Annotated in this window: 16 protein-coding genes and 1 pseudogene; 5 read left to right on the top strand and 12 right to left on the bottom strand. The window is 59.4% G+C overall.

From position 1 onward, the window contains the following. Positions 1-9 precede the first annotated feature (9 nt). A complete protein-coding gene (locus ACYZTZ_RS25830) occupies positions 10-1,959 on the top strand; it encodes a BCCT family transporter (RefSeq protein ID WP_236713222.1) in 1,950 nt (649 codons plus the stop codon). 200 nt (positions 1,960-2,159) lie between these two features. Here ACYZTZ_RS25830 and choV read toward each other — a convergent pair whose 3' ends face one another. The 3 genes from choV to ACYZTZ_RS25815 all read right to left on the bottom strand — a co-directional run bounded on the left by choV (position 2,160) and on the right by ACYZTZ_RS25815 (position 5,194). Beyond that, the gene (gene choV / locus ACYZTZ_RS25825; protein WP_056739058.1) at positions 2,160-3,338 is read right to left on the bottom strand and encodes a choline ABC transporter ATP-binding protein; all 1,179 of its coding nucleotides are present in this window, start codon (positions 3,336-3,338) and stop codon (positions 2,160-2,162) included. Further along, positions 3,335-4,180, bottom strand: coding sequence for a choline ABC transporter permease subunit (gene choW, locus ACYZTZ_RS25820; protein WP_046045293.1), 846 nt, complete (start codon positions 4,178-4,180; stop codon positions 3,335-3,337). The genes choV and choW overlap by 4 nt, the downstream gene beginning before the upstream one ends. A 66-nt stretch (positions 4,181-4,246) precedes the next feature. Further along, a complete protein-coding gene (locus ACYZTZ_RS25815; RefSeq protein ID WP_046045294.1) occupies positions 4,247-5,194 on the bottom strand; it encodes a choline ABC transporter substrate-binding protein in 948 nt (315 codons plus the stop codon). A 435-nt stretch (positions 5,195-5,629) separates the two neighbouring features. Between ACYZTZ_RS25815 and ACYZTZ_RS25810 the strand changes: the two genes are divergently transcribed. Both ACYZTZ_RS25810 and gbdR read left to right on the top strand, forming a co-directional pair. After that, entirely contained in the window at positions 5,630-7,006 is a 1,377-nt protein-coding gene (locus ACYZTZ_RS25810; RefSeq protein WP_046045295.1) for an L-serine ammonia-lyase, read from the top strand. Between the two features lie 512 nt (positions 7,007-7,518). Beyond that, the gene (gene gbdR / locus ACYZTZ_RS25805) at positions 7,519-8,622 is read left to right on the top strand and encodes a choline metabolism transcriptional regulator GbdR (RefSeq protein WP_046029844.1); all 1,104 of its coding nucleotides are present in this window, start codon (positions 7,519-7,521) and stop codon (positions 8,620-8,622) included. A 105-nt stretch (positions 8,623-8,727) separates the two neighbouring features. On the opposite strand, the gene ACYZTZ_RS25800 is transcribed toward gbdR, so the two are convergent. The 6 genes from ACYZTZ_RS25800 to choX all read right to left on the bottom strand — a co-directional run bounded on the left by ACYZTZ_RS25800 (position 8,728) and on the right by choX (position 14,083). Further along, positions 8,728-8,991, bottom strand: a complete 264-nt coding sequence (locus tag ACYZTZ_RS25800; RefSeq protein WP_008151923.1) for a hypothetical protein — start codon at positions 8,989-8,991, stop codon at positions 8,728-8,730. 389 nt (positions 8,992-9,380) lie between these two features. Beyond that, positions 9,381-10,544: a gamma-butyrobetaine dioxygenase gene (locus tag ACYZTZ_RS25795; protein ID WP_462000065.1), complete on the bottom strand. Its 1,164-nt coding sequence runs from the start codon at positions 10,542-10,544 to the stop codon at positions 9,381-9,383. A 14-nt stretch (positions 10,545-10,558) separates the two neighbouring features. Then, the gene (locus ACYZTZ_RS25790) at positions 10,559-11,035 is read right to left on the bottom strand and encodes a thioesterase family protein (protein WP_462000064.1); all 477 of its coding nucleotides are present in this window, start codon (positions 11,033-11,035) and stop codon (positions 10,559-10,561) included. 134 nt (positions 11,036-11,169) lie between these two features. Continuing rightward, entirely contained in the window at positions 11,170-12,135 is a 966-nt protein-coding gene (locus ACYZTZ_RS25785; protein WP_338920995.1) for an L-carnitine dehydrogenase, read from the bottom strand. Between the two features lie 27 nt (positions 12,136-12,162). Next, entirely contained in the window at positions 12,163-13,050 is an 888-nt protein-coding gene (locus tag ACYZTZ_RS25780) for a 3-dehydrocarnitine:acetyl-CoA trimethylamine transferase CdhC (protein WP_017341199.1), read from the bottom strand. A gap of 88 nt (positions 13,051-13,138) precedes the next feature. Further along, on the bottom strand, positions 13,139-14,083 hold the full coding sequence (choX, locus tag ACYZTZ_RS25775; RefSeq protein WP_462000063.1) for a choline ABC transporter substrate-binding protein: 945 nt from the start codon (positions 14,081-14,083) through the stop codon (positions 13,139-13,141). Positions 14,084-14,291: 208 nt separating this feature from the next. On the opposite strand from choX, the gene ACYZTZ_RS25770 reads away from it, so the two are divergent. After that, positions 14,292-15,251 (top strand): GlxA family transcriptional regulator, encoded by a 960-nt coding sequence (locus ACYZTZ_RS25770; RefSeq protein ID WP_046045302.1) that lies wholly within the window; start codon positions 14,292-14,294, stop codon positions 15,249-15,251. Positions 15,252-15,374: 123 nt separating this feature from the next. Here ACYZTZ_RS25770 and ACYZTZ_RS25765 read toward each other — a convergent pair whose 3' ends face one another. The 3 genes and pseudogenes from ACYZTZ_RS25765 to ACYZTZ_RS25755 form a co-directional block, all read right to left on the bottom strand. Continuing rightward, a complete protein-coding gene (locus ACYZTZ_RS25765) occupies positions 15,375-15,791 on the bottom strand; it encodes a DUF3010 family protein (RefSeq protein WP_462000062.1) in 417 nt (138 codons plus the stop codon). Between the two features lie 32 nt (positions 15,792-15,823). Beyond that, a pseudogene (locus tag ACYZTZ_RS25760) lies at positions 15,824-16,054 on the bottom strand (helix-turn-helix domain-containing protein); the annotation flags it as partial. A gap of 10 nt (positions 16,055-16,064) precedes the next feature. Next, the gene (locus ACYZTZ_RS25755) at positions 16,065-16,466 is read right to left on the bottom strand and encodes a lysozyme inhibitor LprI family protein (protein WP_046045304.1); all 402 of its coding nucleotides are present in this window, start codon (positions 16,464-16,466) and stop codon (positions 16,065-16,067) included. Between the two features lie 248 nt (positions 16,467-16,714). On the opposite strand from ACYZTZ_RS25755, the gene ACYZTZ_RS25750 reads away from it, so the two are divergent. Beyond that, positions 16,715-17,692 carry a dipeptidase gene (locus tag ACYZTZ_RS25750; RefSeq protein ID WP_128874053.1) on the top strand — a complete coding sequence of 326 codons (978 nt, stop codon included), beginning with the start codon at positions 16,715-16,717 and terminating at the stop codon, positions 17,690-17,692. The last annotated feature ends 3 nt before the right edge of the window (positions 17,693-17,695 follow it).

Here is a 17,695-nt window from a genome sequence, read left to right as displayed (position 1 = left end):
AACGGTTGGGTGTTCTACACCTCTACCGCGTTGATCCTGTTGTTGACCGCCATTCTGATCATCGCCCCGCAAGAGGCTGGCAGATTGCTCGGTATTGCCCAGGCCTGGTTGTCCCGCAGCTTCGGCTGGTACTACATGGTGGTGATCGCCGCCTACCTGGTGTTCGTGGTCGGCCTGGCGTTTTCGTCCTACGGCAAGCTCAAACTGGGCAGCAAGGACGACACCCCGGACTTCAGCTACGGCGCCTGGGCGGGGATGCTGTTCTCGTCGGGTATCGGCATTTCGCTGCTGTACTTCGGTGCTTCGGAGCCGCTGGACCACTACTTCAACCCGCCGGAAGGCGTGGCTGCCAGCAACATGGCCGCCCGTCAGGCCGTTCAGCTGACGTTCCTGCACTGGGGCCTGCATGGCTGGGCAATCTACGCATTGGTCGGCCTGGCCGTTGCTTACTTTGCTTACCGTCATAACCAGCCGCTGGCGTTGCGTTCGGCGCTGTATCCGCTGGTCGGCGAGCGTTGGGTCAAAGGCGCCGCCGGTCATGCGGTAGACGGCTTCGGCATGTTCGTGACCCTGCTGGGTCTGGTGACGAACCTGGGGATTGGTTCGCTGCAAGTGTCGTCGGGGCTGGAAAACCTGTTCGGCATGGAACACAGCAACACCAACCTGCTGATCGTGATCATCGTGATGAGCACCGTGGCGACCATCGCTGCCGTGTCCGGCGTGGAAAACGGCATTCGCCGTCTGTCCAACCTGAACATCGTGCTGTTCAGCGGCCTGCTGATTTTCGTGCTGCTGTTCGGCCCGACCCTGCACCTGCTCAACGGCTTCGTGCAAAACGTCGGCGACTACCTGAACGGCGTGGTGCTGAAGACCTTCGACCTCTATGTGTACGAAGGTGATAGCGAGAAGTCTGACCGCTGGTTGGGCCTGTGGACCCTGTTCTACTGGGCCTGGTGGATTTCCTGGGCCCCATTCGTCGGCATGTTCATCGCGCGTATTTCCCGTGGTCGCACGGTGCGTGAACTGGTGGCCGGCGTGCTGCTGATTCCGCTGGGTTTCACCCTGGCGTGGTTGTCGATCTTCGGTAACTCGGCCCTGGACCTGGTGATGAACCATGGGGCGGTGGAGCTCGGGAAGACGGCGCTCGAACAGCCGTCGATGGCGATTTACCAACTGCTTGAGCACTACCCAGCGTCGAAAATCGTGATCGGCGTGTCGATATTTGTCGGTTTCGTGCTGTTCCTGACCCCGGCGGATTCCGGCGCGGTGATGATGGCCAACCTTTCCTGCAAGGGCGGTAACGTCGACGAAGACGCCCCGCACTGGCTGCGGATCTTCTGGTCGGCGGTGATCACGCTGGTGACCATCGGCCTGCTGTTCGCCGGTAACTTCGAAGCCATGCAAACCATGGTGGTGCTGGCCGGCCTGCCGTTCTCGGTGGTGCTGGTGTTCTTCATGTTTGGCCTGCACAAGGCGATGCGCCAGGACGTGCAGATCGAACAGGAGCAAGCGGAGCTCGCAGCGCGTGGTCGTCGTGGTTTCAGCGAGCGTTTGACGCAGCTGGACTTGCAGCCGAACCAGTCGATTGTTCAACGCTTCATGGACAAGCAAGTCAGCCCGGCGCTGGAAGAGGCTGTGGTGCAATTGCGTGGCAAGGGTCTGGACGTGCAAACGTTGCTGGGCAAGGCCAAGCGTTGCATGGGCCTGCGGATCGAGATGGAAGAGGGCAACCCTTTTGTCTACGAAGTGAGCCTGGACGGCTATCTGGCAGCGGCGAGCGACATGGTTTCGGCTGAAAGTGCTGATGAACCGCGTGCACGTTACTACCGCGCCGAGGTGTACCTGCACAACGGCAGCCAGGACTACGACTTGATGGGCTTCACTTCGGATCAGATCACCCGTGACGTGCTCGATCAGTTTGAAAGCCATCGGCAGCTCCTTGGCCGTGTCTATAGCTGAGTGTTGAACAGGCTTGGTGTTTCAGTCTGAACCACCGCGCCGCCTTCATTCGCGAGCAGGCTCGCTCCCACATTGGAATGCATACCCCTGTGGGAGCGGGCTTGCTCGCGAAGAGGCCATCAGCCGTAAAGCTGCTTGACCCGATATCGCCATAAACAAAAACGCCGCGATCCTCTCGCGGCGTTTTTGTGTGTGTTGCCTTACCCCAGATTCTTGCCGAGCAGTGCGTGATACAGCTCGCTGTCACCCAGAATCCCGACAACCTTGTTGTTGTCGTGCAGCACCAGCTTATTACCCGTCTGATATCGAATCTGCAGCGCGTCGCGCATGCCGATATTCGAATCCACTAGCGTTGGACGACGGCCCAAGCCTTCAACCGCTTGCCCTGGGATCCAGTTCTGCAGGTCCAGGCTTGCGCCGTTCTGGCGTGCGCCTTTGATGGTGTTGCCTTCGGCCAGGTCCAGCCAGGAATCGCCGCCCGGATCGAGGCATACCGAACCGTTGATGCGTTTGCAGTTGTCCAGGGTGCGCATCAGGCTGCGACCGCACAGCACGTTCAGCGGATTGGTGTGGGCGACGAAGGTCCGCACGTAATCGTCCGCAGGGTTCAACACGATCTCTTCCGGCACGCTGTACTGAACAATGCGGCCATCTTTCATGATTGCGATACGGCTGCCGAGCTTCAGGGCTTCATCGAGGTCGTGGCTCACGAACACGATGGTTTTGTTCAGCTTGCTTTGCAGTTCCAGCAGTTCGTCTTGCAGGCCTTGGCGGATCAGCGGGTCAAGGGCCGAGAACGGTTCGTCCATCAGCAGAATGTCGGCGTCCATCGCCAGGGCACGGGCCAGGCCCACGCGTTGTTGCATACCACCGGACAGCTCGTTGGGTTTCTTGTTGCGCCATTGGGTCAGGCCCACCAGCTCAAGCTTGTCATCCACCAGTTTGCGGCGTTCTTTCTCAGGGCGACCCTGCATTTCCAGACCGAAACTGATGTTCTCGCGCACCGTCAACCAAGGCATCAGGGCGAACTTCTGGAACACCATCGCAATGCGCTTGGTGCGCATCATTTTCAGTTCCGCCGGGGTGCAGGAAGCGATGTCGATCTGCTTGCCTTCGTGCTCGACGAACAGTTTGCCGCGGCTGACGGTGTTGAGGCCGTTGATGCAGCGCAGCAAGCTGGACTTGCCGGAGCCGGAAAGGCCCATCAGTACGCAGATTTCACCTTTTTCGACGTCCAGGCTGGCCTTTTCGACCCCAACGATCTGCCCGGTCTTTTTCAGGATCTCGTTACGGGTCATGCCTTGATCCAGCAGCTTGAGCGCCTCGCGTGGATCCTTGGAGAAGATTACGTCGACGTTTTCGAAGCGAATAATGCTCATGCGTCACCCCCTACTTTGGCTTCGGGTTGTTTGCAGATACGGTCGAGCATGATCGCCAGCAGTACGATCGCCAGGCCTGCTTCGAAGCCCAGGGCGATATCAGCAGTGTTCAGTGCGTTGACCACGGGTTTGCCCAGGCCATCGGCGCCCACCAGTGCCGCGATCACCACCATCGACAACGACAGCATGATGCACTGGGTGATACCGGCCGCGATGCTTGGCATGGCGTGGGGCAGTTCGATTCGCGAGAGCAACTGACGTCGCGAGCAGCCAAAGGCCTTGCCAGCGTCCATCAATTCTTCCGGGACATCGCGAATACCCAGGTAAGTCAGGCGGATAGGCGCGGCAATCGCGAACACCACCGTAGAAATCAGACCCGGGACCACACCCAGACCGAAGAGGGTCAGGGTAGGAATGAGGTACACGAAGGTCGGTACGGTCTGCATCAGATCGAGCACCGGACGCATCAGTGTGTAGAACATCGGTTTATGCGCGGCGACGATGCCCAACGGCACGCCGATGATCACGCAGACGAAGGTGGCAAATAGCACCTGTGCGAGAGTTTCCATGGTTTCCTGCCAGTACCCCAGATTGAGGATCAGCAGGAAGGAGGCGATGACAAAAACGGTCAGGCCCCATTTTCGTTGAATGAAGTGTGCCAGTAGCGCGATGAGGCCGATCAATGCCAGCGGGTTGAACCAGGTCAGCGCAAAAGTCACACCGTGGATCATCGTTTCCAGTGACACGGCGATTGCGTCGAAGGTGCTGGCGCCGTGTTGCGTCAACCATTCAACGAAGCCCGCGATGTACTGGCCTAAAGGTATTTTCTGATCAATCAGCATGGTAGTGAACGTCCGCATGCAAGGAAATAAACAGCCCGGGCGAGCGAACTCGCCCGGCGTAAGCGATTACTGCGCGAGCTTGGCTTTCACGGCCTCCAGGCCTGGTTTACCGTCAATGGTGGTCACGCCAGCGAGCCAGGTATCGAGGACCTGTGGATTCTTTTTCAGCCAGGCCTTGGCGGCCGCGTCAGGCTTCATTTTGTCGTCCAGGACGTTGCCCATCAGGGTGCTTTCCATGTTCAGCGTGAACTGCAGGTTTTTCAGCAACTGACCGACGTTGCTGCATTCCTGCGCATAGCCCTTGCGGGTGTTGGTGTAGATGGTTGCCTGACCGAAGTTCGGGCCGAAATAGTCGTCGCCGCCGGTCAGGTACTTCATCTTGAAACGCGTGTTCATCGGGTGTGGTTCCCAGCCCAGGAACACCACGGCGGTGTTGCGGCGCTGGGCGCGATCGACTTGCGAGAGCATGCCTGCCTCGCTGGACTCGACCACCTTGAAGCCGGCGTCTTTCAAGCCGAAGGCGTTCTTGTCGATCATGCTCTGGATCAGGCGGTTGCCGTCGTTGCCTGGTTCGATGCCATAGATCTTGCCGTCGAGTTCTTTCTTGAACTTGGCGATGTCGGCGAAATCTTTCAGACCTTTGTTATACAACTCTTCGGGCACGGCGAGTGTGTATTTTGCGTTTTCCAGGTTGGCGCGCAGGGTGTCCACGGTGCCGGCATCGCGGTAGGCCTTGATGTCGTTTTCCATGGTCGGCATCCAGTTACCCAGGAATACGTCCATGTTCTTGCCGTCGGCCAGGGACTTGTAGGTCACCGGTACGGAAATCATCGTGGTTTTGGTCTTGTAGCCGAGCGCATCGAGAACGACGCTGGTGGTGGCGGTGGTGACGGTAATGTCAGTCCAGCCGACATCGGAGAAGTTTACGGTGCTGCACTGAGCGGGTTCTGCGGCTTGAGCCAGTAACGGCAGACTCAGCATGGCGGCCAACAACAACGACGGGGAACCTTTCATGGATGGACTCCTTGGTGTTTTTTTTGGCAGTGTTCCGACTGGACCACCGCACTTATAGGTTGCGGTTGGATGGCGTTTTGGAGACATCTCTACCACGGCGCCTTGCAATCGAGTCGATACGATCATGTACCAGTGAAAATCTGACGCCTACAGGGTGCGTCGTAACCAGTACAGGGATGGTCGCATCCAGTGTCGGTGACGTCGTTTACAGCTTTTTTCAGCCCCCTTTGACCCTCTGATCCGCAAAAAAACGGCGAAAACGTAGCGTCAAAGCCTCGCGGCGTTGGTGGGCATGAGTGCGTCGGTGTGAGACGTCGAACGACATGACAAAAGCCTGATGATGCGGCCATCTCGGCGGATTGCAGCTTGAGCGTAGCAGCTCCGTCACTGGGCGCTTTTGCGTCTGGAGTTGGCACATCCAGGAGTTCGGCAGTAATGGCTATCAGTGTTTTCGACCTGTTCAAAATCGGCATCGGCCCTTCCAGTTCGCACACCGTGGGGCCTATGCGCGCCGCGGCGTTGTTCGTGCAAGGTTTGCGTGAGCAGGGACTTTTGGAACAAGTACGGCGCGTCGAAGTTCAGCTTTATGGTTCGTTGTCGGCCACCGGCATCGGTCACGGCAGCGACAACGCCGTGATCATGGGCCTGATGGGCGAATGGCCGGACGCGATCGATCCGTCGCAAATCGGCATTCGCATCGAAACCCTTCGTGAAACCCACACGCTGTTGCTCGACGGTCGTTTGTCGGTCCCGTTCATCTGGGCCCGGGACATGCGCCTGATCGACGAGAACCTGCCGTTCCACCCCAACGCCATGACGCTGATCGTCGAAGGCGATGACGGCGAGCTGCATCGCGACACCTACTATTCCATCGGCGGAGGCTTTGTCGTTGATGAGGCACAGGCTTCCAGCGGCGTGGTCGATCTGGACCGCACCGTGCTGCCGTACGATTTCTCCAGCGCCGCCGAACTGCTTAGCCTCTGCAAGCAGCACAACCTGCGCGTTGCAGAGTTGATGATGGCCAACGAGAAGGTCTGGCGCAGCGAAGAGGAAATCCGCGCCGGCCTGATGACACTCTGGCGCGCCATGCAGGATTGCGTGGAGCAAGGCCTCAAGCACGAAGGCATCTTGCCCGGTGGCCTGAATGTGCGTCGTCGCGCGGCCAAACTGCACCGCAGCCTGCAAGAACTGAACAAGCCCAATGTGATCGGCTCGACCTTGAGCGCCATGGAGTGGGTCAACCTGTTCGCCCTGGCGGTCAACGAAGAAAACGCCGCTGGCGGGCGCATGGTTACGGCACCGACCAATGGCGCGGCGGGGATCATTCCGGCGGTGTTGCACTACTTTATGAAGTTCAGCGAGGTGGTGACCGACGCCAACGTGGTCGACTATTTCCTCAGTGCGGCGGCGGTAGGGATTCTGTGCAAGAAGAACGCTTCGATTTCCGGTGCCGAAGTCGGTTGCCAGGGCGAAGTCGGTTCGGCTTGCGCCATGGCGGCCGCCGGACTGGCGGAGATTCTGGGGGCGACACCGGAGCAGCTGTGTAACGCGGCGGAAATCGGTCTGGAACACAACCTCGGCCTGACCTGCGACCCGGTGGGCGGGTTGGTGCAAGTGCCGTGCATCGAGCGCAATGCGATTGCCGCGGTGAAAGCCATCAACGCGGCGCAGATGGCGCTGCGTGGCGACGGTCAGCACTTTATCTCGCTGGATCGGGTGATCCGCACGATGCGTGATACCGGCGCGGACATGCATGACAAATATAAAGAGACATCGCGCGGTGGGTTGGCGGTTAGCGCGGTTGAGTGCTGAGACCGTAGCGACCCCTTCGCGAGCAGGCTCGCTCCCACAGGGAATGCGGTCAACTGTGGGAGCGAGCTTGCTCGCGATAGCGTCAGACCAGTCAAAACTGCGCGCAAAGTGAACACCCGATTCAAAACGCGCCACGTTTTGGCGCGTCGCTTACAGACAAGCGGCTTCACCTGGATCACGGATCCAGGTTGGCCGTTACCGCCTGTCACCTGTGCTTGCGGTGACACTCTCCACCAGGTCGCTGTAGCCCTGTTCCCACAAGTGCTACCGATTTGCTCACGCCCAGCGGGGCAGAGCGCCTCCCGCCGATAATGGCACTTATAACCTCCTGTCTCTGCGAGTCATATTTAGACACATCACGACGTCGTTTTCAGGAGTTATTGAACGGCCATTCAACTTTAGGCATGGCATTTGCTCTGTCATTACAAAGCCCGTCTCCCACGCGAGAACGATGGCAATAACAAGAGCCTCCGCCTGAGGCCATCACCCGCTTTGTGTGAGGAGATACCGCGATGACGACGTTCAACTCCGGGGCCCAACCCCAGAACCGTGCGCCTCAATCCATCGGCTTTCTGCTGCTGGACAATTTCACGCTTATTTCTTTGGCCTCCGCAGTAGAACCCCTGCGTATGGCCAACCAGTTGTCCGGTCGTGAGCTGTATCGCTGGACCACGATCACAGTCGATGGCGGTCAGGTCTGGGCCAGTGATGGCCTGCAGATCACCCCCGATTGCTCCATGCACAAAGCACCCGCCCTGGACACCATCATTGTCTGCGGCGGTATCGGCATCCAGCGCACTGTTACCCGTGAACACGTTTCGTGGCTGCAAAGCCAGGCGCGTCAGTCGCGCCGTCTCGGTGCGGTCTGCACCGGCAGCTGGGCCCTGGCGTGCGCCGGCCTGCTGGATGGTTTCGATTGCAGCGTGCACTGGGAATGCCTGGCCTCGATGCAGGAAGCTTTCCCGCGTGTGGCCATGAGTACCCGTCTGTTCACCCTCGACCGTAACCGTTTCACCAGCTCCGGTGGCACCGCGCCGCTGGACATGATGCTGCACCTGATCAGCCGCGATCATGGCCGTGAACTGTCGGCCGCGATTTCGGAAATGTTTGTCTACGAGCGTATTCGCAACGAGCAGGATCACCAGCGTGTGCCGCTCAAGCACATGCTCGGCACCAACCAGCCGAAGTTGCAGGAAATCGTCGCGCTGATGGAGGCCAACCTGGAAGAGCCGATCGACCTCGACGAACTGGCGGTGTATGTCGCCGTGTCGCGTCGTCAGCTGGAGCGGCTGTTCCAGAAATACCTGCACTGCTCGCCATCGCGTTACTACCTGAAACTGCGCTTGATTCGCGCCCGGCAGCTGCTCAAGCAAACGCCGATGTCGATCATCGAAGTGGCGTCGGTGTGTGGTTTCGTGTCCACGCCGCACTTCTCCAAGTGCTACCGCGAATACTTCGGCATTCCGCCGCGTGACGAGCGCGTAGGTTCCAACACCACGCAACAAGTGGCGATGATGCCGCTGCCGCAAGCACTGGTGCTGTCGCCGTTGTCCGGGCCGTTGTCGGCGTTGAGTCAGGCGCGTAACGAGTCGACGTTTGCCAGCGTAAGGCTCTAAACCGAGGCGCTCCCTTCGCGAGCAAGCCCGCTCCCACATTCGACCGAGTCTCTCAGGGGGAATACGGTCAAATGTGGGAGCGGGCTTGCTCGCGAAGGCGGTTTATCAGGCGCTACGGCTCTGCTGATACTCCGCCAACGCGGGCAACAATTGCTTGTCGATGGCCTGGCGCACGGCCGGCAGGATGGTCGCGCTGCTGGTGTACATCTGCTTGACCATGGTCCGCAGTTCCGTTGCCCGTTCGTTGTTCAAACCTCGTACCGCGCATTCGCAGGCCTGCTCAGCGGTTGCACCAGGGGGCACCGCAAATCCTAACGCCTTGAGCTGGCCCAACAGGTCTTCCTGGTCAATCAAATCGGCGTACATCATGACGCAATCCTTCTTCAGGGAACGGTGTCGTGGATCGATTCTCGTAGGGGTACGGAGTGGCGGCAAGGACGATTTGTCGCAATGGCCGCAATACCTATGAACAGGTCGTTTTCGGCTAACTTGCGCAGAAGGAGAGTGGGCACACTGGGATCAGCTGGCTTCACGAAGGTTTGGTCACCCTCGCGCAACGGCTCCTCAACAGTACCCACCTCTGCCCCGATCCTGTCACGGCTTGATCGGGGTTTTTTTTGCCTGTGAATCAGGGATAGAGGTGGTGTCTGGGCTGACGCCTTCGCAAGCAAGCCCGCTCCCACAGTTGACCGCATTCTCCTGAGAGCACTCGGTCGAATGTGGGAGCGGGCTTGCTCGCGAAGAACGATTACGCGGTTTTAGCGTTGCAACACAAGGATGCGCGACAACAATTCATCACGGTCGACATAGCAACCCTGAAAATGCCGGGCGCCAGTGGCGGGGTCGAAAGCGTTGCGGGCGTGGAGGGTGCGGCGGTTGTCGAAACACCACATTTCACCGGGGTTTAGCCGCGTCATCACGCGGAATCGCGTTTCCCGGGTCATCGCAATAAAGCGGCGGTAGGCGTGATAGAGAGCGGGCATCTGCTCGACCGACGCATCGAACGGACCGCGCAGAAAGTTCGCCATGCGGATTTCCGAAACCTGCCCAAAGGCATCCAGCGCGATGATCGGCGCGAGACGGCGGTAGTCGCTGTGGCGGTCTTTGTTGCGGAACTCCACAGGTATTTCGCAAAGGCTTTTGAACGCCTCGGGATCTTCATCGCGCAAGGCTTCGGCAATGGCAAAACCGTCGACGAAAATACTCTCGCCGCCCTCGGCGTCATTCACCAGGCAATGCAGAAACTGCAGCCCCGGTTGTAACTCCCGGGTCGGCAGGTCGCTGTGCAGCGGCAGGTTGAACGCGGTGTAGGCGTTGCTGTCTGCATCGGCCTTGGATTGCACGTTGAACAGCACGCCAAAATTGCTCTCGCGGATGAAGGAAATCCGCTGGGCGATCAACTTCAACGAGCCCGGTTCGGTGGGCACACCGCGGACCTGGGTCAGGCCGAGATCGCGCACGGCCAGCAGCCATTGCAGCAAGGCTTCGTTGTCGTCCATCAACGCCTGGTAGTCGAATACCGGCAGCTTCAGGTTGCTGTTCCAGAGCTGGCTTTTTGGCTTGGCAGCCCGGCGTTCGGCGCGGGACTCGTCATCGTAGGCGTGAGCCCGTAACCAGCCAGGATCGAAGCGGCTGAGATGGCCGTCCTGCCAATCGACACGCAGGCAGCCTTCGGCATCAATGCTGACGTCCGAGGGCATCAGGTTGTCGGCTACGTCGACGATTTCCAGCACTTGCTCGCGGGTGACGGTGTAGACGCACAGCGGGCACGGGCAGTTGTCCCGCAACCACTGATGATGAAACGGGCTGACACGGTCATCGGCCCACTTCACTTGAATTCGGTCCGCCAGGGTGTGTACGGCGGTCAACGCGCTGATCAACGGGTAGGTACGGAAGTCGGCAAAAGCGGCGGCGGTGTTCAATGGCGATCTCCTTGTTATTTTTTAGGGGGTAACGCGATCACTCGGCCAATGTAGTCGGGGGCGGGAAGGTCGGTTTGCTCGGCGACGATGGCTTGCAGCTTGCTCAAGGTGTCTTCGCTGAAGGGTGCGGAGCGCGGCCCGGCGAGGTCGACGTGCAGCAGCATTTGCTCGTTGCCTGCCAGCTCCTTGTCGTTACCTACCAAATGCAGGCTGTGATAGAGGTGCAGGCGTTTGCTGTCGTGACCGATGATTTGGGTGTGTACTTCGACGTCGGCATCTAGCTTCACTTCGTGCAGGTAATTGAGGTGCAGTTCGAGGGTGAACAGCGAATTGCCGCTGGCTTCGCGGTTGTTGCTGTCCATGCCCAGACGATCCATCAGCGCGTCGGTGGCGTAGCTGAAGATGAGCAGGTAGAAGGCATCGCGCAGGTGGCCGTTGTAGTCGACCCAGTCGGGGATGATTTTGGTTTGATAGGTGGTGAGGGTGGGCATGGTGAGGGATCCAAATGGTGTGGTGACTGGATGGCCTCATCGCGAGCAAGCTCGCTCCCACATTGGTTCTGTGAACGACGCAGATCTAGTGTGGGAGCGAGCCTGCTCGCGATGGGGCCGGCCCTGTTGACTCATTATTCGCTGAAGGCCATCCCATGCTTCTCTTTGGTGGTTTTCACCGCTTCCAGCACCGCCAGCAAGCAATCATCACGATAGCGCTCCAGCGCCGAAATGCTGTGCGTGCCCAACTGATCACTGGTGCCATCCACCACATCATCGATCAACTTGTCGGTCAGCTCCGGTGCCGGCAGATACGTCCACGGCAACTGCAACGCTGGTCCGAATTGCGCCATGAAGTGCCGCATGCCCGCATCGCCACCCGCCAGGGTATACGTCAAGAACGTGCCCATGAACGACCAGCGCAGACCCGCGCCAAAGCGAATCGCATCGTCGATTTCACCGGTGGTCGCCACACCGTCGTTGACCAGGTGCAGCGCCTCACGCCACAGCGCTTCGAGCAAGCGGTCGGCGATAAAACCGGGTACTTCCTTGCGCACATGCAGTGGACGCATGCCCAAGGACTCATAGACTTTCATTGCTGCTTGAACGGCTTCCGGGGCGGTGTTTTTACCGCCAACCACTTCCACCAGCGGCAGCAGATAAACCGGGTTGAACGGGTGCCCGACCACGCAACGTTCCGGGTGTGTCGAACTCTCGTAGAACTCGCTCGGCAACAGGCCGGAAGTACTGGAGCCGATCAAGGCATTGGGCTTGGCCGCCGCGCTGATTTTGCTGTGCAGTTCCAGTTTCAGGTCCAGACGCTCAGGGGCGCTTTCCTGAATGAAATCCGCGTCGCGAACGCATTCTTCAATGGTGGCGACAAAGCGCAGCCGATCTTGCGATGCACCCGGCGCAAGGCCCTGTTTCTCCAAAGCGCCCCAGGCATTGGCGACGCGTTTTCGCAGCGCGGCTTCGGCACCGGGCGCCGGGTCCCAGGCCACCACGTCGAGGCCGTGGGCGAGGGCGCGGGACACCCAACCGCTGCCGATGACACCGCTGCCCAAGGCTGCGAAGGTTTTGATTTCAGTGATAAAAGTCATGGCAATTCCAGAATTTGAAAAGGTCGATTAACCGCGCTTGGTCAGGCCCATTTTTGCCCGGCCTTCAGCCGGGGTCAGAACACGGGCGCCGAGACGGCTGAGGATTTCCGAGGCGCGTTCGACCAGTTGGCCGTTGGTCGCCAGTACGCCCTTGTCCAGCCAGATGTTGTCTTCCAGACCGACCCGCACGTTGCCGCCGAGCAGCACAGCCTGCGCGGCCATCGGCATTTGCATGCGACCGATGCCGAAGCCAGCCCACACCGCATTCGCTGGCAGGTTGTCGACCATGGCTTTCATGGTGGTGGTGTCGGCCGGCGCGCCCCACGGGATGCCCAGGCAGAGTTGGAACAGCGGGTCGTCGAGCAAGCCTTCCTTGATCAACTGCTTGGCGAACCACAGGTGACCGGTGTCGAAGATTTCCAGCTCGGCCTTCACGCCCAGCTCTTGAATGCGTTTGGCGCCAGCGCGTAGCTGGGCCGGGGTGGACACGTAAATGGTGTCGCCGTCGCCGAAGTTCAGGGTGCCGCAATCGAGGGTGCAGATTTCCGGCAGCAGTTCTTCAACGTGAGCCAGACGGGTCAGCGGGCCGACCAGGTCAGTGTTCGGCCCGAACTCCATCGGGTTCTCGCCCGCGCCGATTTCCAGGTCTCCGCCCATGCCGGCGGTGAGGTTGACGATGATGTCGACGTCCGCCTCGCGGATGCGCTCCATCACTTCGCGATACAGCGCGACATCACGGCTGAATTTGCCGGTTTCGGGGTTACGAACGTGGCAGTGAACGACAGTGGCGCCGGCCTTGGCCGCTTCCACGGCGGCCGCGGCGATTTGTTTCGGGGTGACCGGCACGTGTGGGCTCTTGCTGGTCGTGTCGCCAGCACCGGTGAGTGCGCAGGTGATGATGACGTCGTGGTTCATGAGGCGGTTCCTGTTCTTTATGGGAATGGCGGGCGTGATTAGTCGATTCGCAGCCCGGTCGGGCTGCGAGTCGGTGGTTCAATCGGGTTTATTTGGTGGTCAGTTGCAGGTTTTCAGCGGCCGGTTTGCCATCGAAGGTGGTCACGCCTTCGAGCCAGCGTTGCTTGTCTTGCGGGTGATCTTTCAGCCATTGCTTGGCCGACTCGAAAGCGTCCTTGTGATCCAGCAGCGGCTGCATCATCCGGCTCTCGTCTTCGGCGGTGTAGGTCAGGTTGCTCAGCAAGCGACCGATGTTCGGGCATTGCTCGGCGTATTTCGGCGCGGTGACGGTCCAGACCGTGGCCATGCCTTCGTCCGGGCCCAGAGCATCGTCGCTGCCGGTGAGGTACGTCATCTTCACGTTGACGTTCATCGGATGCGGCGCCCAGCCGAAGAACACCACGGCCTCCTTGCGTCGCACGGCGCGATCCACCGCCGCGAGCATGCCGGCCTCGCTGGACTCGACCAACTGGAACTTGCCGAGGCCAAACTGGTTCTTGGCGATCATCGCCTTGATCTGGGTGTTGGCGCCCGAGCCAGGCTCGATGCCGTAGATCTTGCCGCCCAGTTCCTTTTCAAACTTGGCGATGTCGGCAAAGGTTTTCAGGCCCTTGTCGGCGAGGTAAGTCGGTACCGCGAGTGTGGCGCGGGCATCTTTCAGGCTTGGCGCCTCAAGCACCTTGACCTGATTGGCCGAAACGAACGGGGTGATGGTCTGGGTCATCAGCGGGTTCCAGTAGCCCAGGAACAAGTCCAGGCGCTGGTCGCGGATCCCGGCGAAGATGATTTGCTGGGAAGCGCTGGTTTGTTTGGTGTTGTAGCCGAGGCCATCAAGCAGGACTTGGGTCATGGCACTGGTGGCGATCACGTCGGTCCAGTTCACAACGCCCATGCGCACGTTCTGGCATGAAGCAGGTTCGGCCGCCATGACGCTGGCGCTCAGGAAAGCGGTACCGCTGAGTGCAAGAACACAGCTGCTGATCAGTCGTTTCATCTCAGGTTCCTCGGCAGTTCGTTATTGTGGGTCCGGTCGTCTTTGTGCGCCGGTGATGCCAAGTTACGCAGCTTAAGGCCCGTTAAAACGCACTGCGGCGACCAGCTCTTGCACTGCAGCGACCTGCGCTCTTGAATGCCGCCGGCAAGTGGCGTATCAACGTCCACACGCTTCCCGTCCTCTCGCTACCTGCCATCGAGTGCGCTCAATGTCCCAGGACTTCTACTTCATGTTGATGCCGGGTTTCTCGGCCATCGGATTCATCTCGGCCATCGAGCCGCTACGGGTCGCCAATCGCTTTCGTGGCGAGCTCTACCGCTGGCATGTGCTCAGCGCGGACGGCGGGGCGGTATTGGCCAGCAACGGCATGTCGGTCAACGCCGATGCGGCGCTGGAACCGCTGAAGAAAGGCGCAACGCTATTGGTGGTCGCAGGCTTTGAACCGCTGAAATTCGCCACCCCGGCGCTGGAACACTGGTTGCGCCGCCTGGACAACGAAGGCGTGACCCTCGGTGCCATCGACACCGGCAGCTTCATCCTCGCCGAGGCCGGCCTGCTCGACGGCCATCGCCTGACCCTGCACTGGGAAGCCATCGATGCCTTCAAGGAGTCCTATCCACAGCTCAGCGTCACCCAGGAGCTGTTCGAGATCGACCGCCGGCGCATCACCTCCGCCGGCGGCACCGCTTCCATCGACCTGATGCTCGACCTCATCAGCCAGGCCCACGGCCCGGAACTGGCGATCCAGGTCAGCGAACAATTCGTGCTCGGCCGCATCCGCCCGCGCAAAGACCACCAACGCATGGAAGTCGCCACGCGTTATGGCATCAGCAACAAGAAACTGGTGCAGGTAATTGGGGAGATGGAGCAGCACAGCGAACCGCCGCTGAGCACGCTGGAACTGGCGGAATCGATCAAAGTCACCCGTCGTCAGCTGGAACGCCTGTTCCGCCTGCACCTGAATGACACGCCAAGCAATTTCTACCTGCGCTTGCGGTTGGAGAAAGCCCGGCAGTTGTTGCGGCAGACGGATATGAGTGTGCTGGAAGTGAGTATCGCGTGCGGGTTTGAATCGCCGTCGTATTTCACCCGAAGCTATCGGGCGAAGTTTGAGCGGTGCCCGCGGGAAGATCGACGGCGGTTGGGAGATGGCCGGGAGCTGGTCTGAACACAGAAGATCCCCTGTGGTAGCGAGCCTGCTCGCGATAGCGGTGGATCAGTCAATATCAACTTGAATGACGGACCGCTATCGCGAGCAGGCTCGCTCCCACATTTTGATCCGGTTTCGCTTTTACTTCTTCATCAGGGCGGAACACGCCGCTTTGTAAGCTTCATGCTGATACTTGTTCAGCGTCCCCGGCAGCTCAAAGTCGAACTTCTTGTTCTGCGCATTAATCGTCTGTGGCGACAGCAGCGTGACCTCGCAATTTTCCAGCAACTGGAAAACACCCTCGATCTTGAACGTGGTCGGCCCACCGGCGAACTCGCCTTTCTTGCTGCGTTTCTTGATCGCAATCCGGTCGATGGAGTTTTCGCGCACAAACGACGCCACCTGAGCGGCAAACACTTTGACGTTGGCGGCTTCGTCGTCATCGTCGAGGGCGATTTTCTTGGTGGCCAGGGCGACATGGCTCAGGACCTGATCGTCGAGGGAGGCCACGGCGATGATGGCTTCGCTGCCTTTGATTTCGATGCCGCAGATTTTCATTTGAATTCCTTAACTGGCTGATGGCGTGCAGCTTACAGCTCAAGCTGATCGGCGTTGATGCCAAAAGCCGCGGCAATTTTCTCACGGGTCGCCTTGCGAGGCTTGGCGACGGTCTCCTGTTGGGCAAAGGCCGGTTGGGAGATGCCCATGCGTTTGGCCACTTCATCCTGAGTAAGGTTCAGATGTTCGCGCCAGGCCCTGATAGGTAGTGCGCCATCAACGATAAGACTGACTACTTCGTGTGGGATCAAATGATTCTCCATGTGTATGTTTCTACTCCTGCCCAATCGACTCCAAAAACTCCGACCGCTCATCACTCATCCGCGCGACACAATCATTCTGCGCAATCGTGAATGCCTTGCTACCGCTCGTCGCCGGAAACGCCTCAACCGCGCAATCCGCATCACGCGTCTTCAGCCACTGCTGTTGTGCGGCTTTGAGCTTGGCGGTGATGTCGGTCAGTTGCGCCGGGTTCTTGCCGTAGAGCGTCTGCATGCGCTCGGTCAGGCCCTGATAGTTGTCTTTTAGCAGCTGTTCGGCGGTGTTTTTGCTAAAGGTCGAGCATTCCAGGGTCTGGACTTCGTTTTCGACTTTGTCGCAGGGGTTATCGTCGGCCTCTTCAGCCGCGTGTACACCGGTCGCTATCAGTGCCAAAGCCAGGAAGATCGATTTCATTGCGCCGCCGCCCCTTATTCCAGTAAAGCATCCAGTGAAACATCCAGTAATGGCGCGAATTCTGGCCCATGCGCAGGCCCTTGAACAGGTGGCTCATGACGTCCGGCGACTACCCTTTGTCGCGGATTGACGCTTTCGGCAAACCCCCTGTCGTTTTTGCACCCGGCTGCCCCCTCCCTCAGGCATATGCTGGCCCCAAAGCGCCGACACACGATTCGGCGCATGAATCGCTAATAGGGGACAGCCTGATGAGCCCAGCCGAATTGCACGCCGACAGCATCGTTATCGACGGTCTGATTATTGCCAAGTGGAACCGTGAGCTGTTCGAAGACATGCGCAAGGGCGGTCTGACCGCGGCCAACTGCACCGTGTCGGTGTGGGAGGGCTTCCAGGCCACCGTCAACAATATTGCCGCCAGCCAGAAGCTGATCCGCGAAAACAGCGACCTGGTGATTCCAGTGCGCACCACCGCCGATATCCGCAAGGCCAAGGAGCAGGGCAAGACCGGCATCCTGTTCGGCTTCCAGAATGCTCACGCTTTTGAGGACCAGATCGGCTACGTCGAGGTGTTCAAGCAGCTGGGCGTCGGTATCGTGCAGATGTGCTACAACACCCAGAACCTGGTCGGTACCGGTTGCTACGAGCGTGATGGCGGTCTGTCGGGTTTCGGTCGCGAAATCGTCGCCGAGATGAACCGCGTCGGCGTCATGTGCGACCTGTCCCACGTAGGTTCGAAAACCTCCGAAGAAGTCATCCTCGAATCCAAGAAGCCGGTCTGCTACTCCCATTGCTTGCCGTCGGGTCTGAAAATTCACCCGCGCAACAAATCCGATGAAGAACTGAAGTTCATCGCCGATCACGGCGGTTTCGTCGGCGTGACCATGTTTGCGCCATTCCTGGCCAAGGGCATCGATTCGACCATCGACGATTACGCCGAAGCCATCGAATACACCATGAACATCGTCGGCGAAGACGCCATCGGTATCGGCACCGACTTCACCCAGGGCCATGGCCAGGACTTCTTCGAATACCTGACCCATGACAAGGGCTACGCCCGCCGTCTGACCAGTTTCGGCAAGATCATCAACCCGCTGGGCATCCGCACCGTCGGCGAGTTCCCGAACCTGACCGAAACCCTGCTCAAGCGCGGCCATTCCGAGCGCGTGGTCCGCAAGATCATGGGCGAGAACTGGGTGAGCGTCCTGAAGGACGTCTGGGGCGAATAAGCC

It is taken from the genome of Pseudomonas sp. LB3P58, assembly GCF_054897895.1.
This window is presented reverse-complemented; position numbering and strand designations above follow the sequence as displayed.